The organism is Pseudomonas sp. 8Z, assembly GCF_902506535.1.
Classification (GTDB): domain Bacteria; phylum Pseudomonadota; class Gammaproteobacteria; order Pseudomonadales; family Pseudomonadaceae; genus Aquipseudomonas.
Window position 1 is genome coordinate 776,500 of sequence record NZ_LR733825.1, and the last position, 22,335, is coordinate 798,834.

The following is a 22,335-nucleotide window of genomic DNA, read 5'->3' on the forward strand; positions in this document are numbered from 1 at the left end:
CTCCTCAGCGCAGGCTCATGCGTTGATCGGTTTGTTCGTCTGGATGCCAGGCGATCAGGCGTTTGCCAAAGGCATGGCTAGCGCCTTGGTAGTAGGCGATATCGCGACGCATCAGCGGGTCGTCATTGCCCACCCGCGCCTCGCGGCTACGCCCCAGGGCATCCTCGTGGCGGCGCATGCCCTGACGTGGGCTGAGAATCGCCAGGTCATGACCATCGAACAGCCCCAGGTACTGGTAATTACCCAGCAGTGCACGCCCCGGCGCATGATCCTCACGCAGCACGTTGCGGCCAAAGAAGGTCGACACGTAGTCCAGATTCAGCAGCCCCATCAGCGTCGGAGCGACGTCGATCTGGCTGGCCACGTCAGCGTATTCGACCGGTTTGACGTGCTTGGGCGAATAGATGAACAGCGGAATGTGGTAGTTGGCCACCGGCAGGTCTTCGCGCCCGGCGCTGCCGGCGGTGTGGTCGGCAACGAAGACGAACAAGGTGTCGTCGAACCAGGGCTTTTTGCGCGCCTCGGCAAGGAACTGGCCGATGGCATAGTCGGTGTATTTGACTGCCCCCTCGCGCCCATCACCCGATTTGATGTCGATACGGCCATCAGGATAGGTGTAGGGACGATGGTTGGAGGTGGTCATCAATTGCAGGAAGAAGCGCTTGCCGTCGGCATTATCGGCATCCGCCACTTTCAGCGCCTGACGGTAGAGATCCTCGTCAGCCATGCCCCAGGCGTTCTGAAAGCTCATGTCGGCGTCAGCGACGCTGCTCTGGTCGACGATGCGATAACCATTGCCACCGAAAAAGGCGTTCATATTGTCGAAGTAACCGCGCCCGCCGTAGATGAACACGCTGTCATAGCCCTTGGCGCCCAACTGCTGGCCCAGGCTGGCGTAACCCGCTTCACGGCCAATACGTTTGACGATGGAGCGCCCCGGCGTTGGCGGCATGGACAGGGTGATAGCCTCCAAGCCACGGTCAGTGCGGGTGCCGGTAGCATAGAAGTGGGTGAACACCAGACTGTGCTTGCGCAGCTCATCGAGGTTCGGCGTCAGAGCGCGAGTATCACCGAAGCTGCCCAGGTATTTGGCACTGAGGCTTTCGATGGTCACCAGCACCACGTTGAGCGGCTTGGGCTTGCCCGGATTGTCGATGACCCGGCGGATATCCTGCGGATCACGGCCGCTGAAGCGCGCGTTGGGCTCGGCCACTTCCTCGCGCAGCAGGCTGGCCACGGCCTGATCCGGCAGGGTCGCGTAAAACTGCCGATAATCCAGCTCGTTGTTACGGAAGGCGGCGAAGAACTGATACGGCCCGTTGCTCGCCAGCTCGCGCTGATAGGTATTGCCACCGAGCCCGCGCGGTGCGTCCTGGCCAACCAGGCTCAGGCACAAAGCAAGCAGCACAGCCAGCATCCCGACGCCAACGACTGCGCGCTTGAATGGCAAACGCGGCGCCTGCAACGCAGCGCGTAGAACGCGGCGCAGGGCGAAAGTGAGGCCAATCGCCAGAGCCGCCAACAACGCCAGCAGCGGATAAATCGGATAGGACTCAAGGATGTTGTCCACCACCTCCTTGGAGTACACCAGGTAATCCACGGCGATGAAGTTGAAGCGCACGCCGAACTCATCCCAGAACAGCCACTCCGCCACAGCGGTAAAGAGCATCACGAAGATGCTCACGGCAGCCACACCGAGCAGTAACCGCTGGTGCCAACGCCGCTGCCACAGCCAGGCGGGGCACAGCAGTAAGTAAAACGTCATGGGAGCGGCGGCATAGAGCAGAAAGCTCAGGTCATAAACCAGGCCGACACCGTACAGACCGAGCAGGTTGGCTGGTGTGATTCCCGCATCACTCAAGTGACTGATCAGCAGCACACTGCGCGTGAGGAAGAAAACCGCCAGCCAAACCAGCAGAATGATCGATAGATAACGAAGTTGCGCGTATTGGAGCCGAGGCATCGTATGATCCTTCAAGGATGAACGAGCCGGAGTCTGCTCCCCGCGTCGTGAGGCCTTCGTCAAAGCCGTGTGAAAAAATCGTCAAATCCGGGGCTCACCGCCAATGCGTATTCTGGTCATCGAAGACAATCGAGACATCCTCGCCAACGTGCTCGACTACCTGCAGCTCAAGGGCTTCACCGTGGACTGCGCCCAGGACGGCCTAAGCGGCCTACATCTGGCCAGCACCGGCCATTACGACCTGATCGTGCTGGACATCATGCTGCCGGGTATCGACGGTTATCAGGTGTGCAAGCGCCTGCGTGAGGACGGCCGCAGCGAGGTGCCGATCCTCATGCTCACCGCTCGCGACGCCCTCGATGATCGCCTGCAAGGCCTGAACGCCGGCGCCGATGACTACCTGATCAAGCCCTTCGCCCTGTCCGAACTGGTGGCGCGCATCGAGGCGATCCTGCGGCGCAGTCGTGGCAGTCGCAAACGCCAGTTGCAGATCGCCGACCTGATTTACGACCTCGACACCCTGCACGTCAGCCGCGCCGGCCAAGCGCTCAAGCTCAATCCGCTGGGCCTCAAGCTGCTGGCCATCCTCATGCAACGCAGCCCGGCCGTCGTGCGCCGCGAGGCGCTGGAGGAAGCGCTGTGGGGCGACGATTGCCCGGACAGCGACAGCCTGCGCAGCCATGTTCACCAGTTGCGCCAGGTGCTCGACAAACCGTTCCCGACGCCTTTGCTGCATACCATTCACGGCGTCGGTTACCGCCTGGCAGAGGCCGAACATGCTGGCTAAACAACCTTTCGAGCGGCGCATCCTGATCGCCTTCGTGCTGATGACCGTGGTGGTCAGCGGCCTGTTTTCCCTGAGTATCGTCGCCGTGGTGCACTTCATCGAAGAACACCTGGTGTCACAGGAGATGAGCCGCGAGCTGGATGAAACCCTCAGAGAAGACATCAGCCAAGGCCGCGCGCCACGTCTGGACAGCAGCACCCGCTTCTTCTCCTCAGACCGCACCGAATACGCCATTCCTGGCGAGTACAAGGGGCTGCAAGACGGCTTCAACGAAGTGGTCAGCGGGGATCAGGCTTACTACGTCTATGTACGGGAGATCAGCGGCCAGACCTACATGCTGGTGCAGGAACAAGAAGAGTTTGAAGCCCGCGAGAATGCCCTGTTCAATGTGGTGCTGGCAGGTTTTCTGCTCACCGTGCTGGCGGCCTGGGGCCTGGGGCTGATCACCGCCCGCAAGGTCATGGCCCCGATCACCCGCCTGGCGCAGCAGGTGCGCCACCGCGACCAGCTACACCCACTGGCGCCGCCCCTGGCACCGGACTACCCGGACGACGAGATCGGCCAATTGGCGGCGGCCTTCGACAGCACCCTCGGCCAGGTGCGCCAGTCGCTAGAGCGTGAGCGCTTGTTCACCAGCGATGTCAGCCATGAGTTACGCACGCCTCTGATGATCATTGCCTCCTCCTGCGAACTACTCGCCGAGGCGCCACTCGCGCCGCGCGAGAAAGAACAACTAGCCCGTATCGCCCGAGCCAGCGAAGAAATGCGCGAGCTGGTGCAGACCTTCCTGCAACTGGCGCGCGACAAGAGCAACGAAGCAGTGTTCATCGGTAACCGCACGCTGGCCAGCATCGCCGAAGAGCAGGCTGGCCGCTGGGGCACGCTGATGCAAGAAAAGGGCTTGGACTTCCAGATGCTTGTCGAAGACCAGGATACAGGTCACTACAACGCCACCTTTCTCGCCACGGTGATGGCCAACCTGCTGCGCAATGCGCTGCATTACACCGAGCGCGGCAGTGTGCGTCTGGTCCTTGAGCACGGCGCGTTTCGCATCGAAGACAGTGGCGCGGGGATTCCCGCCGAGCAGCACGAACACATTTTCCAACCTTTCGTACGCGGCCCCCAGGCCCGTGGCGAGGGGCTTGGCCTGGGGCTGTCATTGGTCAAGAGAATCTGCGCCAAACAAGGCTGGAATGTCAGCCTGCACAGCCCAGAGAGCGGCGGTACGTGCTTTCGCGTCGAACTGGGCGCCGCGTCTTGACGAAATTTTCACACCCCTTTGACGTGACCTTGATGCCTTACTCCCTAGGCTGGCGAACACATCCATTGCAGGACGTTCGCCATGCCCAGGCCAAACCTCATCGAGCTGGATTTTTCCCGCAAGTACGACCGCGACCACGCCCAGCAGTACCTACACAAGCATCAGGATGGCCTAACCAGGCGCCTCTCGCACTGGCGTGACATCCAGGTGGCGCGCAATGCCCTGAAGATGGCCGAGCAGCCCAACCTGGTACTCGACCTGCCCTGCGGCGCCGGGCGTTTTTGGCCCATGCTCTGCGAGCAGCCGAACCGCGTGATCTTCGCCGCCGACAACTCTGCCGACATGATCGCCACCGCCCGCTACGCGCAGCCTGCCGAAGTGGTCGCGCGGGTCAACAGCTTCCGCACCTCAGCTTTCGATATCGACTTGGGCGATAACGCGGTGGACTGCATCTTCTGCATCCGTCTGCTGCACCACATCGAGTCGAGCGAACATCGCCTGGCCATCCTGCGTGAATTTCACCGCGTCAGCCGCGACACGGTCGTCCTGTCGCTGTGGGTCGACGGCAACTACAAAGCCTGGAAGCGCCAACGCCTGGAAGCACGCCGCGCCGCCGAAGGCCGCGACACGCAAAACCAGAATCGCTTCGTGATACCGCGCGCAGTGATCGAGCAGGAATTTCATCAAGCGGGCTTCGACATCATCGGCCACCTGGATTTCCTGCCTGGCTATGCCATGTGGCGCACCTACGTGCTGCGCAAGAAGGAGGCCTGAGCATGGGTATCCTCAGCGAAAAAGCCCTTGCCGCCCTGCCCTCGACCGAATTCGAACGCTGGTGGCACAGCCCCGGCGAATGGGTCGAAGAAGCCAACCAGCGACGCGGCGGTGAGAGCGGCGTACGCCTGCTACAAAGCTGGGATGACAAGCGCCCGCCGCTGTATTGCAAGCGTCAGAGCGGGCACACCCACCGCTCGTGGCGTCATCCTCTTGGCCGCCCCACCATCTTGCGTGAACTGGAGGCCTATCGCGGCCTGGCACGCCTGGGTATTCGTACACCGAATATCGTCTACTGCGCCGCCCGCCGCGAAGCCGGGCAATGGCAAGCCTTGCTGGTGACCGAAGCCCTGCAAGGCTTCATCAGCCTGGAACAGTGGTACGCCCAAACGATGCCCCAGGCACACACACAAGCCATGCTGAACCACCTGGCCATAACCCTGGCGCGCATGCACCTGGGCGGTTGGCAGCATGGCTGCTGCTACGCCAAGCACATTTTCGTTCGCGCACAGAGCGCGGGCGATATCGAAATCGCCTTACTGGATCTGGAGAAGAGTCGTCGCCGCTGGCGCACCCAGCAGGCATCGCAGCACGACCTCAGCCAGTTGCAACGCCACCGAGGCAACATGCCGGAGAGCGACATGCACCACCTGCTGCAAGCCTACCAACACGCCCTGCACAACCCATGGGGAGTGCTGCAACCATGAGCGAGACACCGGATCTGGACGCGCTGTCGCTCAAAAGCAAAGGGGGGGCAACACGCATCCTCAATGCCACCGGCTACTCGCTGGCCGGGCTACGCGCCGCCTACCAGGGCGAAGCGGCCTTCCGCCAACTGTTGTGGCTGAACCTGACGCTATTGCCTATCGCCTGCCTGCTGGACGTCACTCGCATCGAACGGGCGTTGTTGATGCTGACCCCCTTGCTGGCACTCGCAGTGGAACTGCTCAACTCGGCCATCGAAGCGGTGGTCGATCGCATCTCACTGAGCCTGCACCCACTGTCCAAGCAAGCCAAGGACATGGGCAGCGCCGCACAACTGCTGGCACTGCTAATGGTCGGCCTTACCTGGGCGCTGATCCTGCTTTGATCAGCGCACCTCGAAGCGCTGTTCAGCCAGCTTGCGGTCACCTTGATAAACGATGAAATGCCACTCGCCAGGCACCACCTCATGGTTTTCGGTGAACTCGAACGCCATCACATCCTGCGCAGCACCCGGCACCAACTTCTGCACCACCTCGAACTTGTCGTGGCGCTTGCCGTCCGGGGTGGTAACGCCTGGTGTCAGGTACAGCAGCGTCAGCGGCGTATCCCCCTCACGCTTGCCCGCCAAGCTGTAGCGCATACCGAACTTGGTGCCGAGCTTGGCGGGAATCTGCGTGGTGCTCTGGATGTCCTGATTGCTGCGCGCGAGCACGCGCTCACCGGGCTGGAAGTTCTGATACTGGCTACTGAAGACGCCGTATTCCACCGGCCCTTCGACACGCACTTCGGCCTGGGCCAGGGCAGTGCCAGCAAACAGACCAGCCATCAGAGTCATTCGAATGTGCTGCATGACGCGCTCCTCGTTGAGATGAGCGCGAGCCTATGACGTGTAAATGACAGATTGATGAACTACATGGTAATACCCGGCGCCAGATCGATGCCGCATTGAGCCAGCCACAGCCAAACACGGCTCACCGTGCGCCGGGCCATGCTCTGACCCGTCGCCAAAAGCGCATTTCGAGAACACGATGGACGCACATGTCGCTACCCGCGACATGAACGCAAATCCCGCGAGCTGGTCGACGTGATTTTCAGCATTAACCAAACAACGGTCGGCAGCTTCTACTGCGGCAGCTCGGCCTGCACCTTGCGCGGCAGTACGGCGAGGAAGTTGTCGCGCGCCACTTTGTGCGCCACGTCCTCGGGCAGGGCGTCGAGGAAGCGGTCGAAGCCTTGCATGTATTCGCCCAGACTGCCAAAGCGCCCGACCACGTCCGAACCGATCATAAAGCGCTCTGGGTAGCTGCTGACCAGGTGCACCCAGTCCTCGTCAGGCTTGCCGTCGGCATCCAGCAAATAAGGCCGCAGCATGGTCCATGACAGGTCGATGTACAGGTTCGGGTACTGGCCAAGCATGCGCTCCAGAGTCGGCAGGAGAAAATCGAGTTTCTTCTGGTGCCGGTGGATTTCCGCACTGGTGCCTGCATGGGCCCAGATGAAGCGCACATGCGGGTGGTTACGCAGCGGCGTCTCAATCTCCGAGAGATACAGCGGGTTACGCTCGCGTTGCGAGGTGATGTTGGAATGCAGCATCACCGGCAGGTCGTATTCGGCCGCCAGGTGATACACCCGTGTCAGCGCTTCGTTGTCGGCCCGTGGTGCACTGCCATGTATCAGCGCGGTGAGGTCGTCGTGGCGGGTGAATATCTCTCCAATGCCCTGCCACAAGCCTGGATCGAGCTCCAGCATACGGCGAATATGCGCGTCGGCGTTCTTGTCATTGGGGTTAAAGCCCGAGAGAAACGGGTGAAAGCGTCGCCGCTGTTCGGCAGGCAAGCGCTTGTAAGCGTCCGCGATAAACACATCGGTTGCGCTGTACCAGTAGGCGCTGGCATCGTCCCCGGCGTAATAGCGTGGCCGTTTGGGCTCATCTTCATCCCATTTCTTGGCCACCGGGATACCCGAGAACATCACGTGATCGACGTTGTTTTCCGCCATTTTCTCCAGCAACTCATCCATGCCGGCGCTTTCCTGAAAAAAGTCGACGTAATGCAAATGGGCATCGCTGTAGCGATATTCACGCGCTTCGGCAGCGCCAGCCAGCAGCGTGGAAAAAACCAGCGCCAGCGGCATCCTTCGATAATTGAGCAAAGCGAGTCCTCCTGACGGTACGAGCAGCATAGACCGCGCACCTGACAGGCAAGTTCTGCCACGTCAGCGATCATCTCATCGTTCACCAGCCAAAGCGGACATAGCACATGCAACACTGGTGCGCAGATCAATGGCTGGGCTAGGCTGCTGAATATCCGTCGGCCATATCCGAGAATCTCATGATCCGCATTCATAACAGCAAGGGGCTGCAGCAGCAGATTCAAATTGGTGAACATCGCCTCCTTGGCGATGTGTCCGCTGCACTGGGCGGTGATAACGCGGGGCCAGATCCTCATGACTTGTTCGATGCCTCGCTCGGCACTTGCAAGGCCATGACCCTGTTGCTTTACGCACATCAGAAAGGCCTGCCGCTCGAAGGCGTCGATGTCAGCGTCGAACGTGACGACAGCGAGGAGCGCGAAGGTAACTATCGCCTGATCGTCACCCTCGACCTGCAAGGCCCGCTGGATGACGCGCAGCGCCAGCAACTGCTGCGTATTGCCGACAAATGCCCGATTCACAAGCTGATGACCAGTACCGATGTCCAGGTGCAAACCCGCCTTGGCGAGACGTCGGCATGAGCGAGCTGCAACTGATCCGCGCACGCGCCGAAGACATCGTCGGCCAGCCGATTCTGCGCCCACTGCCCTCGGCACGTTTTCGCAGCATTGGCCCCTTCGTGTTCTTCGACCATATGCTGGCGCAGGCCTACCCGGCTGGTAGTGGCATGGACATCGCCCAGCACCCGCATATCGGCCTGTCCACCCTGACTTACCTGTTCGAAGGCCAGTTGCAGCACAAAGACAGCCTCGGTTCGGATCAGTTGGTTGCCCCCGGCGACGTCAGTTGGATGACCGCCGGGCGCGGTGTTGCGCATGTCGAGCGCACACCGCCTGAGCAGTGGACGCAGGACAAGCGCCTGCATGGCTTGCAAGTCTGGCTGGCGCTGCCGCAAGCCGAGGAAGGCTGCGAGCCCGCTTACAGCCATCACCCGGCACACACATTGCCCAGCAGCGAAACCATGGGAGTTCGCATCACCCTGATCGCGGGCAGCGGCTTCTGCCTGCAATCGCCCGTACCGGTGCGCTCACCAACGCTCTACGCCGACCTGCAACTGGCCGCTGGCGCCAGCCTGCTGATCCCGGCCGAATACAGCGAACGCGCGCTCTATCTGATCGAAGGCGAGGCCGAGTTGGACGGTGAACCCCTACCGGCTCAGGCCATGGCGGTGATTCCAGCCGGTGAGACGCCACTGCTCAGCGCCTGTGGCGGGTGCCGCCTGGCCCTGATCGGCGGCGAACCCATCGGCCCACGGCGAATGAACTGGAATTTCGTCGCCAGCACCCCGGAGTTGATCGACCAAGCGCGCCAACGCTGGGCCGTCGGCGACTGGCCGCACGTTGCGGGTGAAACCACACGGATCGAACTGCCACGCTGATGCCTTGCTGCGTGCGGACGATTTTTCTTGCAACGCCGTGATCCAAAGCCTGGGCTCGCGGGTATAGGTTGCATAAGGTGTCTCAGGCCAACGGATGACCCATGACGGCTAGCGACTTCGATTACGAAAGCACTCTGCAAGCCTGCGCGCGTGGTGATGAGCGCGCCTTTCAAGCGCTCTATCGGCAAGAGGCCGGGCCAATGCTCGGCCTGGCCATCAGCATGTTGGGCCGCCGCGATATCGCCGAGGACTGCCTGCACGATGCTTTCGTACGCATTTGGCAGCACGCTGCACGCTACCAGCGCGAGCTGGGCAGCGGTCGCGCCTGGGTGCATAGCATCCTGCGCTACCGCGTGCTCAACGCCCTGCGCAGCGGCGTTCGCCATGTGGATGTGGACGATGACTTCATCGAGCGCGTGCTCGATGAAACACCGCAGGCCGAAGCCCAGGCCCTGCAGCAGTCGCAACAGCGGCTATTGCGCCATTGCCTGCAACGCCTGGAGCGGCCACGTCGTCACCCGATTCTGCTGGCGTTCTATCGCGGCCTGACCCACGAACAGATCGCCAGCCGCCTGAGCACACCATTGGGCACCATCAAAGGCCGTATCCGCGCCGGCCTGCGCGCGCTGCAGGAGTGTCTGCAAGCATGATTCCGCATGATCCCGAAGAACGCCGCGCCCTGATCGGCGAATACCTGTTAGGCCTGCTCGACGAGCCAGAGGCAGCCGAAGTACGCCGCTTGATCGAAGAGGATCAGGACGCTGCCCGCATGGCGCTGGACTGGGAGCGGCATTTCCTCGACCTGAGTGACCGCTTACCGGCACAAACGCCCTCACCCGCAACCTGGGCACGTATCCGCCAGAGCCTGGGCCTGGACGATGCGCCAAGCGCCAAGGTGCTCAGCGGCTGGTGGAACAGCCTGCTGACCTGGCGCCTGAGCACCGCCGCACTGGCCTTGGCGCTGCTGGTCGCCGTGCTGCTGCCACTGCTGCGTACACCGCAAATCACCACCGAGCGCTACACCGTGGTGCTGCAGCAACCGGGCGAAGCGGCCAAGCCAGGCTGGGTCATCCAGATCAGCAGCGATGGCGCCTTGCTGCTCGATCCGCTGATTGCCGACCAGATACCTGAAGGCCGCACCTTACAGTTCTGGACATTGATCAACCCAGCCGATGGCCCGCGCTCGTTGGGCTTGGTCGAAGCTGGCCAGCCGCTGCGTCTGCCCGCCGAGCAGATCGGCGCGGTGCAAGCCGGTCAGTTGTTCGAGCTGACCCTGGAGCCAGCCGGCGGTTCACCCTACAACCGCCCCAGCGGGCCAGTTCAATACATTGGGCGCGCGGTACTGGCCAGCGTCAACTGAGCAGGCTGCCGCCCCTGTGGTCGGCAGCGCTCCCCGCTCAAAGCACTTCAAAAAATATTTTCATCCGTCGACATCCAACCCACTTCCTCGCGGGTATTGCTCACAGGTGTTTCGTCGAGGCACCTGCGAAGTCGAGCTTACGGCTTCGTCTCGATGCTGAAACCTTCCATGAGGAACACAACCATGAAACGCATCACTACCCTCTGCACCGCCAGCCTGCTGACCCTGAGCGCAGGCGTTGCCAGCGCGACCGAACTGCTCGCCCTAAGCGCTGATGGCAAGCTGTTCAAAGTGGATGTCACCAGCCTCAAGGTCACCGGTAGCATGGCCGTCAGCGGCGCCAGCGGTCTGCGCGGCCTGGACGTACGCCCGGCCAATGGTCAGCTTTACGCACTCGGCGGCACTGATCAGCTCTACACGCTGGATGCCGCCAGCGGTAAGGCGAGCGCCGCCAGCATGCTGAAAACCGCGCTCCCTGGCAGCGGCCAGGCCGTGGTCGACTTCAACCCAGTCGCCGACCGTCTGCGCCTGATGAGCCCGGATGGCACCAACCTGCGGGTCAATGTCGAAACCGGTGAAGCCGCCGTGGACGGCAAGCTTGCCTATGCGGCAGACGGCCCGCATGCCGGTAAGCAACCGCAGATCGTCGCCGGTGCTTACACCAATTCATACGCAGGAACGAAAGCCACGGCGCTGTACACCTTCGACCAAGCCAGCAGCAGCCTGATGCTGCAGAACCCGCCAAACGACGGTGTGCAGCAACTGGTCGGCAAGGTCGCCGATGGCCTCCAGGCGGCCTCTCTGGATATCCTCAGCGACGGTCAAGGCGGCAACACAGCCTATGTACTGACCGGCAAAACTCTGCACCAACTGGATCTAGCCAGTGGTAAACCTACAACGCTAGGTGACGTGGCAGGCCTGCCCGACGGCATCATCGATATCGCCGTACTGCCAACCAAGTAAGCTGAAAAAGGCTGCGCCAATGGGCGTAGCCTTGCCTTCAATGCGTGATCGAACGAGCCGTCACTGCTCGGCGAAGACTTCATCGAACAGATTGTTCATCGCCTTGAACGCGCGCGCAGCCACGACCGGGTGGTATTCATTGCTCCCCGGTACGTTGGCCTTGGGGTTGGTGAACGAGTGCACCGCACCGCCATAGCTCACTAATTGCCAATCGGTCTTGGCCGCCTTCATCTCGGCGATGAAGCCATCGACCTGCGCCTGCGGCACCGCCGGGTCATCCGCACCATGCAGCACCAGTACCGGCGCCTTGATGTTCTTGGCATCGGCGGGATTGGGGGTGTCCAGATTGCCATGGAAGGAGACGAAGCCTTTCAGCGGCGCCCCCGAACGGGCCAGCTCCAATACGGTGCCGCCACCAAAACAGAAACCGATGGCGCCGAGCTTGCTGACATCCAGTGCCACCTCGCGGCTCTGTGCCTTGAGCACCTCGACCGCCGCCTGAGCACGCTTGCGCATCAAAGCGCGATCGCTGCGCACCGCTGTGGCAGCCACTTTGGCTTGCTCGGCATTGCTCGGGCGAATGGACTTGCCGTACATATCGGCGAGAAACACCACGTACTTGTCACCCGCGGCGCGCGCGGCCTTCTTCACCGTATCCTCGTTGACGCCCATCCAGTTGGGCACGGCCAGCAGGCCTGGGCGTGGCGTCGTGACCGAGTCGTCATAGACCAGTACGCCCTCGAAGGCTTGGCCGTCGATTTCATAAGGCACAGGCTTGGCCACAACGGCAGCCTCAGCCAAACCAGCAAAGGTGGCGCACAGGAGCGGAGCCAGGGTTTTCTTCTGCATGGGTAAGCTTCCTCAGTCATGAATGGGTGAGCGACGAGCCGCTGAGCAACTGTTGAGCAAAGACTCAGGCAGTGTGTTCGGCCCAGCGTTCCTTGATCTCCAGGATTTGCGGCAGGCAGTCGATAAACAGCTCGACTAGGCGCGGGTCGAAGTGTCGGCCACTCTGCTCACGCAGGAAGTCGACCGCTTGCTCCACCGGCCAGGCCTGCTTGTACGGGCGCACACTGGTCAGCGCATCGAATACATCGGCAATCGCGACAATCCGCCCCTCCAGGGGGATATCTTCACCCGTCAAACCATTGGGATAACCGCTGCCATCCCACTTTTCATGGTGCGACAGCGCAATGCGCTGCGCGGTACGCAGCAAGCCACCGCTATGCTCACCAATAATGCGTGCACCGATTTCCACATGCTGGCGCATCACCTGCCACTCCTGATCATCGAGTTTGCCGGGTTTGCGCAGTACCGCATCGGGTATGCCGATTTTGCCCACATCATGCATAGGCGCAGCATTGAGCAGTTCCTCAGCAGCGCTCTCGCTGAAGCCTGCGGCCAGGGCCAGCACCTTGGAAAAATGGCTCATGCGGATGACATGCAACCCGGTTTCGTTGTCCTTGTATTCGGCGGCCATACCCAGCCGCTGGACGATTTCCAGACGCGTCTGCTTCAACTCGTCGAGGCGTACAAGCGACAGGTGCGTACGCACCCGAGCTCTGACAATCGGCGGGCTCACGGGTTTGGTGATGTAGTCCACCGCGCCCACTTCAAAACCGCGAGCCTCGTCATCCACGTTACTCAGGGCGGTGACGAATATCACCGGAATCGACGCCAAAAGCGGGTTGGCCTTGAGCGTCTGGCAGACCTCGTAGCCGGTCATCCCCGGCATCATCACATCGAGCAAGATCAGATCAGGCCGTTCACGCGCCGCCATTTCCAGGGCACGTGCGCCCTCCTTGGCAAATAGCAAGCGGTAGTCATCCTGCAGGATATGGCGCAGAACCTGAAGATTGGTGGGTTCGTCGTCGACCAGCAACAGCAGTGGTCGCGCCTCATTGGCTTGAGTCATGTGGTCTGGGTTTCCTCACCCTGTATGTGCAGCAATAGCTGATCCAATGCATCGAGTGCCTGGTCGAAGTCGAAGTCATCGAGCGACTGGCGAATGGTCAATAATGCGCCCCTATCCACCCCAGACTGTTCGAGCAAAGCCATCGCTTCGTCGTCCAGGCTGCCGCGTTGCAGTGCAGCCCGTAATTGCAGGCATGCCTCTCGCACGGCACTGGGGGCGAGCGTCGGCACAACGGCGCTCTTGTGCGGCATCAGCGGTACCACCTCGGCCACCGCCTGTAACGTCTGTTCGAGCCGACCTAGCAGCTCTCTCAGGCGATTCTCGTCCTGTGCTTCGAACGCCTGTTGCAGTGACTGCCCCAGGGCGCTGAGACTGGTCAATGCCAAGTTGCCAGCGGCGCCATGCAGGCGATGCGCCTGAGCACGCCCAGCCGCCCAGTCGCGAGCACTGACCAGTTGGCTCAGGCTCCGAACCAGATCGCGCTGTTCATGAATGAAGGTGCCGATGGCCTCGGCCATGCGCAGCGGCCCGCCCCACAGACGACTGCCTTGCACCCAATCGAACAAACCTTCGGCACGTACGCTGCCAGCCACCGCGCCAGGTATGTCCGTTAACCCACGCAAACGCGCGATTTCCCAAAGCAGCGTGTTGAGCTCCAAGGGTTTGGAGGCAAAGGCATTCATACCGGCATCCAGCGCGGCCTGTCGGTCCTGGTCGAGTACGCTGGCGGTCAGGGCGATGATCGGCACCGGGGCACGACCCTCGGCGGCCTCCAGGGCACGAATGCGGCGCGACGCCTCCAGGCCATCGATACCGGGCATCTGCACATCCATCAGGATCAGGTCAAAGCTTTCCTCGGCGAATGCAGCAAGCGCCCGCTCACCATCCGTAACCCCACGCACGCGATGGCCCAGGCGCTGCATGTTGATTTCCAGCAGTTCCAGATTCTGCGGCACATCATCGGCGGCCAGAATGTTCAATGATCCCAGGCTCGGCAACGCGATAACCGGCTGCGGCGCGATATGCTCACCAGCCTGCAGGGGCAGCTCGACACTGAAACAACTGCCTTCGCCGAGGCGGCTTTCAACCCGCAGGCGCCCGCCCATCAACTCGACCAACTGGCGCGAAATCGTCGTGCCCAGCCCCGTACCGCCGAAACGTCGGCTCATGGAGGCATCGGCCTGTGCAAAGGGCTCGAAAATCTTGTCCAGACGGTCGCTCGCGATCCCGATACCGGTATCGATCACGGCCAAGCGCATGGCACCAGCCTTGCCGGAAACCCGTAAACGCACTTCGCCATGCAAGGTGAACTTGACGGCATTGCCAAGCAGGTTGCTGAGCACCTGTTGCAAACGCAATTGGTCGCCACAGAAATACTCGTCGACATCCGACGGGTACTCCAGATACAAACTCAGCCCCTTGCTCTGCGCGGCCAGCCGCTGACTGGCACAGACCTGCTCGCATAACTCTCGCAGGGAGAAATCCAGGTGCTCCAGTTCGATCGCTCCGCGATCAAGCTTGGCCGTGTCGAGGATGCCATTGAGCAGCCCCAACAGCGATCGTGACGAGTGCTGCACGGTACTCAGGTGGCGGTACTGCTCGCTAGACAGCGGCGTATCGAGCAGCAATTCGGTGAAGCCGATGATGGCGTTCATCGGTGTGCGAATTTCATGGCTCATGTTGGCCAGAAAGCTGCTGCGCGCCGCTGCGGCGGCCTCGGCACGATCCCTTGCGGCTCGCAGCTCCTGCTCCATCACACGCCGCAGTGTCAGGTCGGTGGCCAATTTGACCACCTTGAAGGGCTTGCCGTCGGTATCGAGAATCGGGTTGTAACTCGCCTGAATCCATACTTCGCGCCCGTCCTTACCGATACGACGGTATTCCCCCGTACGGAAATGCCCGGCGCGCAGTTCTTCCCAACTTTGCCGGTATTCATCGCTGGCCACCTGCGCCGGGTCACAGAACATCGCATGGTGATGCCCGACCACCTCGTCACGCGAGTAGCCGAACAGCGCCAGGGCATTTTCGTTGATATCCAGAATATTGCCGCCCAGGTCGAACTCGATCAGGGCCATGGCCTTGCTGATCGCCGTGACCTTGCCTTCGTACTCGGCGTTGCGCCGCTTGGTTTCGCTCTGATCGAGCAGTACGCCATCGATCCACTTGGGAATGCCACCCTCGTCGCAAACGGCACTGCCACTCTCCCAGACCCAGTGTTCACGGCCATCTCGGTCGAACAGGCGATACTCGACCGTGTAATTGCGCCCCTGCTCGATAGCGGCAACCACCTGGTCGGCAACCGGTTGGTAATCGTCAGGGTGATAAAGGTCAGCGATAGAGCGGCGGCGGCTAATGAAATCTTCGGCGCTCCAACCGGTTAGCGTCTGCACCGCGTCGCTGATGAACAGCATCGTCCAGTCGTGATCAAGCAAGCAGCGAAAAGAGACGCCCGGAATATTGCCAATCAACGAGCGATATTGCTGTTCACTCTCGCGCAGTGCCTTCTCCATGCTCTGCCGCTCGCTGATATCAGCCACGAAAACGACGAAAATCGGGCGGCCATCGGCCTGAGCAATCCCAACACTGATCCGCACCGGTTTCTCTTCTCCGTCGCGGGTCAGACAGATCAGCTCCCGCTCGCCATTGCTCATGGCCAGTTGCCCGGTACGCAGGTAATCGGCGAGCAATCCTTCGATGTCACCAGCCAAACGCCGAGGCACCAGAGCACTCATATGCATCCCCACCAGTGTTTCAGGATCCCAACCGAACAGGCGCGTGACAGCACGATTAGCCGAACGCACGACGCCCTGATAGTCAAGGGTGACAATGCCATCCAGAGCGGTATCGAAGATCGAGCGCAGGTGTTGTTCACTCGCCTTGAGCTGCAGACTCATGCGGCGATAACGCAGCAAGGTATTGACCGCGACAACGAATACGGTGAGCGCTACCGTCATCAGACTGATCGCCCCTGCGATGTAGCCACTGTCGACAATCGCCAGCGGCGTATCGCTTTCTGCAATACCGACGAAGCGCGCAGCAGCCATGCCGGTGTAGTGCATGCCACTGATTGCCAGCCCCATGACCAGCGCACTGATCAGCAAAGCCCACAGCGCCGGCAAACGGCCTTGCAGGCCGAAGCGAACCCACAGCGCGAGGATTGCCAAGGCAATGGCCACAATGATCGACAAGGCGAACATCCAGGGGTCATAACGCAGCAATGGAGCCATCTGCATAGCCTGCATGCCGCTGTAGTGCATGGCACCGATACCGGCACCGACTAGCACACCCCCGGTGCACAACTGCATCAAGCTCAGATCACGCCGCGCCAAAAGGCTCAGCGCAACCCAGGAAGCAGCCAGGCTCGGCACCATCGATAACAACGTGACGCCCAGATCGAAACGCACGACGGCACAGAGCTCGAACGCCAGCATGCCAAGAAAATGCATGGCCCAGATGCCGCCCCCCAGGGCCAGCGAGCCGGTCAGAATGGTGATATGCCGTGCCAGCGGTTGGCTGCTGTCGCGCGCCTCACCCGCCAGTTGCAATGCCATGCCCGCCGAGAAAACGGCAATGGCGAGTGACAGCAACACCAGCACAGGGTCGTAGCTGCTGAGCACGAGAACACTGGGATCGCCCCCAATGATGAACAACAACTCGAAGATAGACATACAACCCCAACGAACAGGCTAGCCAGGTGCCAGCATCTCAACCGTCACAACGGTGCCTGTCAATTGGTGCATTGCCACGACACCCATAAAAAAGCCCGCTAATGCGGGCTTTTCATGAGCTTAGTCGCTTAGGCGGACAATTCCACCAGCAGCTTGTTCAGGCGCTGCACGTAAGCGGCAGGATCCTTCAGGCTGTCACCGGCGGCTAGCGCGGCCTGGTCGAACAAGATGTGCGACAGGTCGGCGAAGCGCTCCTCATCAGGCTCGGCGTCCAGGCGCTCGATCAGTGGATGGCCTGGATTGAACTCGAAGATCGGCTTGGAATCCGGCACCTTCTGCCCGCTGGCTTCGAGGATCTGGCGCATCTGCAAACCCAGATCCTGCTCGCCGATGGCGAGAATCGCCGGCGAGTCAGTCAGACGGTGCGATACACGCACTTCAGCGACTTGCTCACCCAGCGCACCCTTGAGACGCTCGACCAGCCCTTCTTTGGCTTTGGCGACTTCTTCCTGGGCCTTCTTGTCCTCTTCCGAGTCCAGCTTGCCCAGATCCAGGTCGCCACGCGCCACGTCGACAAACTGCTTGCCGTCGAACTCGGTCAGGTAGCTCATCAGCCACTCATCGATGCGGTCGGTAAGCAGCAGCACTTCGATGCCCTTTTTGCGGAAGACCTCCAGGTGCGGGCTGCTCTTGACCTGTGCGTAGCTCTCGCCGGTGAGGTAATAAATCTTGTCCTGACCTTCCTTGGCGCGAGCCAGGTATTCGGCCAGCGACACAGACTGCTCGTCGCCCTCGCCCGAGGTCGATGCAAAACGCAGCAAACCGGCAATCTTCTCCTTGTTGGCGAAGTCTTCTGCCGGGCCTTCCTTGAGCACTTGGCCAAAGGCTTTCCAGAAGGTTGTGTAGTCTTGCGGTTTGTCCTTGGCCAGCTTCTCCAGCATGTCCAGTACGCGCTTGGTCAGGGCCGTTTTCATCGAATCGATGACCGGGCCCGACTGCAGAATTTCACGCGAGACGTTCAACGACAGGTCATTGGAATCAACCACACCCTTGATGAAGCGCAGGTACAGCGGCAGGAACTGGTCGGCCTGATCCATGATGAACACACGCTGCACATAGAGCTTGAGGCCCTTCGGCGCCTCGCGCTGGTACAGGTCGAATGGCGCACGGCCCGGCACGTAGAGCAGCGAGGTGTACTCCAGCTTGCCCTCGACCTTGTTGTGACTCCAAGACAGCGGGTTCTCGAAATCATGACCGATGTGCTTGTAGAACTCCTGATACTCCTCGTCCTTCAACTCGGTACGCGGGCGAGTCCACAGCGCGCTGGCACGGTTGACGGTTTCCCACTCGGTTTGCTCAGGCTTGTCTTCGCCGTGATGCTCTTTCGGCAGCTCGATAGGCAGAGCGATATGGTCGGAGTATTTCTTGACGACATTGCGCAGACGCCAGCCATCGGCGAACTCTTCTTCGCCACTTTTCAGGTGCAGGACGATGCGCGTACCGCGTTCGGCTTTGTCGATGGTGGCGATATCGAACTCGCCCTCGCCTTGAGACGACCAGTGCACGCCTTCGGTAGCGGACAGGCCGGCGCGACGGGTGAACACCTCGACCTTGTCGGCAACGATGAAGGCCGAATAGAAGCCAACACCGAACTGACCGATCAGGTTCGAATCCTTCTTCTGGTCGCCGGAGAGGTTCTTGAGGAAATCGGCGGTGCCGGACTTGGCGATGGTGCCCAGATGAGCGATAACCTCATCTCGGCTCATGCCGATGCCGTTGTCTTCGAGAGTGACGGTCTTGGCGTCTTTGTCGAAGGACAGGCGAATTTTCAGCTCTGCGCCACCTTCGAGTAGCTCGGGCTTGGCCAGCGCCTCGAAACGCAGCTTGTCAGCCGCATCGGAAGCGTTGGAGATCAACTCGCGCAGGAAGATTTCCTTGTTCGAGTACAGGGAATGGATCATCAGGTGCAGCAGTTGCTTCACCTCGGTCTGGAAGCCCAGGGTTTCTTTTTGAGTTTCCACACTCATGGTCTCTAACTCCATCGGCAGGACTATGCCGCGTGAGCGGCGGATGTCCTGCAGATGGGGTCGCCTGGAAAGATTTCAAGGTTCCAGCAATTGCAGGCGAGCAATCTCTTCTGGTTTGAAGCTGAAACTGGCCTGACCTCCACCACTGCCGAGTTGCTGATTGAGGCGCACGCTGCCGTCGGCATCGAGACCGGCAAAACGCCCTTCCACCGTACCGCCAGTGGTTCGGCTCAGACGCATGTTCAGGTTGCGGTATTGGTCAGGGCTACGCTGCAGGCGAGCCAGGCTGAAACGCTCGCGCCGATCCAGGGTGCGACTGGGCGTGGCTTGCTCGTCGTTGGCGTTGTCATCTTTGGCCAGCGTCACACTCGGCTTCGGCAGCGCGGCAAAATGATCGCCTTCAACCGTCCAGCCTTGCCCGGCACGTTTGGTCAGACGTACCGGCAATTGCTCAACACGCTGATCGATGCGCGCCTCGATCTGCAGCGTCAACTCGTCGCCTGCGAACTGAAACACCGGCAACTTGAGCGAGTCGACCTGCGCAGTTGCGAAGCGCCGCTGCAGGTAATCCTCAAGCACATAGGCAATGGTGTCGGTGGAATCGAAACTGCGATTGACACGACCATCGAGGTAGCGCAGACGATTGCGGTACAACTCCACGCGACCACTGAGGCTGGTCTTGAAATATGGCGGCAGCACCAGATGGAAGTCACCGACCAAACGATTAGGCGCTTCAGGCCGCAGATCCAGGTGCAAGGTATACCCCCTGCTCAGACGTCGGGCCTCGGGTAAATCCTGCTCTGGCGACAACCAGCTCAGCTCAATTTCGGGCAGATTGCCGCTGTCCTGCGGCAGTACGTCGACACGAACCTCATCACCGGGCTTGTGCACAAGGCGGATGGTGAGCTCACGCACGGCGAAAAAATCGCTGCCCTCACGTAGGCTCAGTACCCCGTCGATCAGCTCACCCTGTTGAGGCTGGAAAGGAGCGCCGTTGAGTTCACCGCGCAAATCCATGGCCAACTCGGCGGGAGCTTGCTGCTCGGCCTTGAGCCAGTCCAGGCGCAATATCGCTGCCAGGCGCTCGGAGTCCTTATTGGCCAGCAAGGTCAGGCCGACCACCAAGGGAATCACCCCAAGCCCCAACAGCATGACGGCACTCCGCGCCCGCCCCCAGTGCCGAACGACATAAAACAGCGTGAAAGGCGGAATCAGGCTGCCCCAGCCCCACAACAGACTGGTGGAAAAGGCTCGCATCACCAACCAGACCAAACCCGCCAGCATCAACAGCAGGCCACCGATTATCAGCAATGCATCCATCCACGAGTTCCTTGTCGTTTATCAGAGTCGCTTATCATCAAAGATAAGCTCATGCGCAGAGCATGCCCAACGCAGCAGGTGTCACGATAGTGACCAACGCGCCACCAATCCATCGATAGGTCGATGATTTTCGGCAATTCTGCGAAAGTCGGTGAGGTAAAAACGACAAGATCGCCTTGTGACTTGCAGCCATTGCGCTCCCCGAATCACGCGAGCTAGGGCCTCGCATGATGACGCCTGCAGTCGTCACAGCATCGACTCGGGAACTTCATCACCTTCATGCGCCTCCAAACACTGCGTACGGGCTCAGGCCCACGCTCATAACTCTCAGACATGGAGTGCTAACGTGAATAAACCTCTGACTTATGCCCTGCTACTTGCCACTGCTCTGGGTCTCGCTGCCTGCGATAAAACTCCGGAAGACAAGATGGAGTCGGCCAAAGAGTCAGTCTCCGAAGCTATGGACAACCTGGGTGATGCAGCCAAAGACACTGGCGATGCCATCGAACAGAAAACCAATGAAGCCCTGGGCAAAGAGCCCACTACAGGCGAGAAGATTGAAGACGCGGCCAGCGACACCGCCGATGCCATCGAAGATGCTGGCGACAAAGCCAAAGATGCGGTTGACGGCCAGTAAGCCTGCCAGCCCAAACAAAAAGGCCCGCCCGACCAGACTGTGTGAAAACTACTGCGCTCGGCCATGCTGCGTTAAAAAACGGCTCAAAATGCTCATTTACAGCTCGTAAACTGCGCTTTCTCGCCGTTTTTTGCCTTGCCTGACCTTCGCTCGCTACGTTTTCACAAGGTCTGCGAGGCGGGCCTTCTTCATTTAAGCGCCGGGCTCAGCATCAGCAACATACTGCAAGCAAAGCCAACGCTCCATACCAGACTGCGCTGCCAGTGCAGATCGAACCAGTAGAACAGCAGGTACAGCACCCGGCTGACAACAAAGGTGAGCGCCAACCCATCGACCAGAAAACCGCTGGTCTGCGTGACATGAGCCATCAGCACGCCTACAGCAAATAATGGGAAGGCTTCGAAGCTGTTCAAATGCGCAGCCAGCGCACGAGCCCCCAAACCATTCAAACGCGTCTGCTGATTACGCGGGTAGTGATTGTCATAACGCCCACCACCCTCCTCAGCCATGGCCTTGGCTACCGGCACCTTGGCAATGAAGATCAACAAGGCGCTGATGAAGATGCACCAGAACGGCAAACTCACTCGATCTTTTCCTTGCTCGCTTCAGCAGCCGGTGTCGGGGTGTAGACCATTACCTCCAGAACATCGGAATGGAATTCACGACGATACAACACCAATACGACACCCGTGGTGACCAGCATGAAGAACCAGGGGTTAATAAACCACGCCAAAGTCGCCATGCCGAAATAATAAGCCCGCAGCCCGAAGTTGAACTGGTTGGCCGCCATGGAAATCACCCGCGCAGCACGCTCGGCGAAAGCGCGACGCTCCTGCTCGGTGACATGGCGCTCGCCCACCATAGGTGCCGAGCCGACCAAAACGGCAGCGAAGTTGTATTGGCGCATGCACCAACTGAAGGTAAAGAAGGCGTAGACAAAAATAATGCCCAGGCACAGCAACTTGATCTCGGACAAGCCGCGACTGGCCGGTTGCACGAACGGAATGTCCGCCAATAGCGATAGTGCTCGGTCAGAAGCCCCCAGCACCGTGAGGATACCGGCCAAAATGATCAACGTGCTGGAGGCAAAGAATGAGGCGTTACGCTCCAAGTTACCGATTACATTGGCATCGGCGATGCGGTTTTCACGCAGCAGCATGCGGCGCATCCAATCCTCACGATAAAGATGCAGAACGCTCGCCAGGCACGGTGTGGAGCGGCCTTTCCAAGACGCATAGCGGGTATAACCGCCCCAACACAGAACAAACCAAAGCGCGGCGAGCAGGTGAGGCAAAAGCGTATTACTGATGGGCATGCCAACTCCTTGTAGGACTGGCGCAAATTATAGCCAGAGCAAAGACGTCCT

At 60.4% G+C, this 22,335-nt stretch carries 21 protein-coding genes; 11 read left to right on the top strand and 10 right to left on the bottom strand.

Translation table 11 applies throughout. The features are described from left to right. Positions 1-4: 4 nt before the first annotated feature. Complete coding sequence (locus AERO9A_RS07715; protein WP_159971319.1) at positions 5-1,963, bottom strand: LTA synthase family protein; 1,959 nt, start codon at positions 1,961-1,963, stop codon at positions 5-7. Between the two features lie 103 nt (positions 1,964-2,066). Between AERO9A_RS07715 and AERO9A_RS07720 the strand changes: the two genes are divergently transcribed. The 5 genes from AERO9A_RS07720 to AERO9A_RS07740 all read left to right on the top strand — a co-directional run bounded on the left by AERO9A_RS07720 (position 2,067) and on the right by AERO9A_RS07740 (position 5,875). Beyond that, positions 2,067-2,750 carry a response regulator transcription factor gene (locus AERO9A_RS07720; RefSeq protein ID WP_159971320.1) on the top strand — a complete coding sequence of 228 codons (684 nt, stop codon included), beginning with the start codon at positions 2,067-2,069 and terminating at the stop codon, positions 2,748-2,750. Beyond that, positions 2,740-4,011 carry a HAMP domain-containing sensor histidine kinase gene (locus tag AERO9A_RS07725; RefSeq protein ID WP_159971321.1) on the top strand — a complete coding sequence of 424 codons (1,272 nt, stop codon included), beginning with the start codon at positions 2,740-2,742 and terminating at the stop codon, positions 4,009-4,011. Before AERO9A_RS07720 ends, AERO9A_RS07725 begins: the two co-directional genes overlap by 11 nt. Positions 4,012-4,092: 81 nt before the next feature. Then, complete coding sequence (locus AERO9A_RS07730) at positions 4,093-4,785, top strand: class I SAM-dependent methyltransferase (RefSeq protein ID WP_159971322.1); 693 nt, start codon at positions 4,093-4,095, stop codon at positions 4,783-4,785. 2 nt (positions 4,786-4,787) lie between these two features. Further along, a complete protein-coding gene (locus AERO9A_RS07735; RefSeq protein WP_159971323.1) occupies positions 4,788-5,492 on the top strand; it encodes a lipopolysaccharide kinase InaA family protein in 705 nt (234 codons plus the stop codon). Beyond that, the gene (locus tag AERO9A_RS07740) at positions 5,489-5,875 is read left to right on the top strand and encodes a diacylglycerol kinase (RefSeq protein WP_159971324.1); all 387 of its coding nucleotides are present in this window, start codon (positions 5,489-5,491) and stop codon (positions 5,873-5,875) included. The genes AERO9A_RS07735 and AERO9A_RS07740 overlap by 4 nt, the downstream gene beginning before the upstream one ends. Here the strand turns inward: AERO9A_RS07740 and AERO9A_RS07745 are convergent, their stop codons facing one another. Further along, positions 5,876-6,340, bottom strand: coding sequence for a DUF3859 domain-containing protein (locus AERO9A_RS07745; protein ID WP_159971325.1), 465 nt, complete (start codon positions 6,338-6,340; stop codon positions 5,876-5,878). It lies immediately after the preceding gene. A gap of 272 nt (positions 6,341-6,612) precedes the next feature. After that, positions 6,613-7,623, bottom strand: coding sequence for an amidohydrolase family protein (locus tag AERO9A_RS07750; protein WP_159971656.1), 1,011 nt, complete (start codon positions 7,621-7,623; stop codon positions 6,613-6,615). A gap of 197 nt (positions 7,624-7,820) precedes the next feature. Here AERO9A_RS07750 and AERO9A_RS07755 point away from each other — a divergent pair, with 197 nt between their 5' ends. The 5 genes from AERO9A_RS07755 to AERO9A_RS07775 all read left to right on the top strand — a co-directional run bounded on the left by AERO9A_RS07755 (position 7,821) and on the right by AERO9A_RS07775 (position 11,402). Next, positions 7,821-8,222, top strand: coding sequence for an OsmC family protein (locus AERO9A_RS07755; RefSeq protein ID WP_159971326.1), 402 nt, complete (start codon positions 7,821-7,823; stop codon positions 8,220-8,222). Then, complete coding sequence (locus tag AERO9A_RS07760) at positions 8,219-9,079, top strand: pirin family protein (RefSeq protein ID WP_159971327.1); 861 nt, start codon at positions 8,219-8,221, stop codon at positions 9,077-9,079. The genes AERO9A_RS07755 and AERO9A_RS07760 overlap by 4 nt, the downstream gene beginning before the upstream one ends. A gap of 101 nt (positions 9,080-9,180) precedes the next feature. Continuing rightward, a complete protein-coding gene (locus AERO9A_RS07765; RefSeq protein WP_159971328.1) occupies positions 9,181-9,729 on the top strand; it encodes a sigma-70 family RNA polymerase sigma factor in 549 nt (182 codons plus the stop codon). Continuing rightward, positions 9,726-10,439, top strand: a complete 714-nt coding sequence (locus AERO9A_RS07770) for an anti-sigma factor domain-containing protein (RefSeq protein ID WP_159971329.1) — start codon at positions 9,726-9,728, stop codon at positions 10,437-10,439. The genes AERO9A_RS07765 and AERO9A_RS07770 overlap by 4 nt, the downstream gene beginning before the upstream one ends. 183 nt (positions 10,440-10,622) lie before the next feature. Next, positions 10,623-11,402, top strand: a complete 780-nt coding sequence (locus AERO9A_RS07775; protein WP_159971330.1) for a DUF4394 domain-containing protein — start codon at positions 10,623-10,625, stop codon at positions 11,400-11,402. 60 nt (positions 11,403-11,462) lie between these two features. On the opposite strand, the gene AERO9A_RS07780 is transcribed toward AERO9A_RS07775, so the two are convergent. The 5 genes from AERO9A_RS07780 to AERO9A_RS07800 form a co-directional block, all read right to left on the bottom strand. Next, positions 11,463-12,251, bottom strand: coding sequence for a dienelactone hydrolase family protein (locus AERO9A_RS07780; protein WP_159971331.1), 789 nt, complete (start codon positions 12,249-12,251; stop codon positions 11,463-11,465). Between the two features lie 64 nt (positions 12,252-12,315). Next, complete coding sequence (locus tag AERO9A_RS07785) at positions 12,316-13,317, bottom strand: two-component system response regulator (protein WP_159971332.1); 1,002 nt, start codon at positions 13,315-13,317, stop codon at positions 12,316-12,318. Continuing rightward, a complete protein-coding gene (locus AERO9A_RS07790; protein ID WP_159971333.1) occupies positions 13,314-16,985 on the bottom strand; it encodes a PAS domain S-box protein in 3,672 nt (1,223 codons plus the stop codon). Before AERO9A_RS07790 ends, AERO9A_RS07785 begins: the two co-directional genes overlap by 4 nt. Before the next feature lie 128 nt (positions 16,986-17,113). Continuing rightward, positions 17,114-19,012 carry a molecular chaperone HtpG gene (htpG, locus tag AERO9A_RS07795; protein ID WP_159971334.1) on the bottom strand — a complete coding sequence of 633 codons (1,899 nt, stop codon included), beginning with the start codon at positions 19,010-19,012 and terminating at the stop codon, positions 17,114-17,116. A 75-nt stretch (positions 19,013-19,087) separates the two neighbouring features. Beyond that, positions 19,088-20,332, bottom strand: coding sequence for an MFS transporter (locus AERO9A_RS07800; protein WP_159971335.1), 1,245 nt, complete (start codon positions 20,330-20,332; stop codon positions 19,088-19,090). 346 nt (positions 20,333-20,678) lie between these two features. Here AERO9A_RS07800 and AERO9A_RS07805 point away from each other — a divergent pair, with 346 nt between their 5' ends. Beyond that, the gene (locus AERO9A_RS07805; protein WP_159971336.1) at positions 20,679-20,969 is read left to right on the top strand and encodes a hypothetical protein; all 291 of its coding nucleotides are present in this window, start codon (positions 20,679-20,681) and stop codon (positions 20,967-20,969) included. 188 nt (positions 20,970-21,157) lie between these two features. Here the strand turns inward: AERO9A_RS07805 and AERO9A_RS07810 are convergent, their stop codons facing one another. Both AERO9A_RS07810 and AERO9A_RS07815 read right to left on the bottom strand, forming a co-directional pair. Beyond that, positions 21,158-21,553 (bottom strand): MAPEG family protein, encoded by a 396-nt coding sequence (locus AERO9A_RS07810; RefSeq protein ID WP_159971337.1) that lies wholly within the window; start codon positions 21,551-21,553, stop codon positions 21,158-21,160. Continuing rightward, a complete protein-coding gene (locus AERO9A_RS07815; RefSeq protein ID WP_159971338.1) occupies positions 21,550-22,284 on the bottom strand; it encodes a DUF599 domain-containing protein in 735 nt (244 codons plus the stop codon). The genes AERO9A_RS07810 and AERO9A_RS07815 overlap by 4 nt, the downstream gene beginning before the upstream one ends. Between the last annotated feature and the right edge of the window lie 51 nt (positions 22,285-22,335).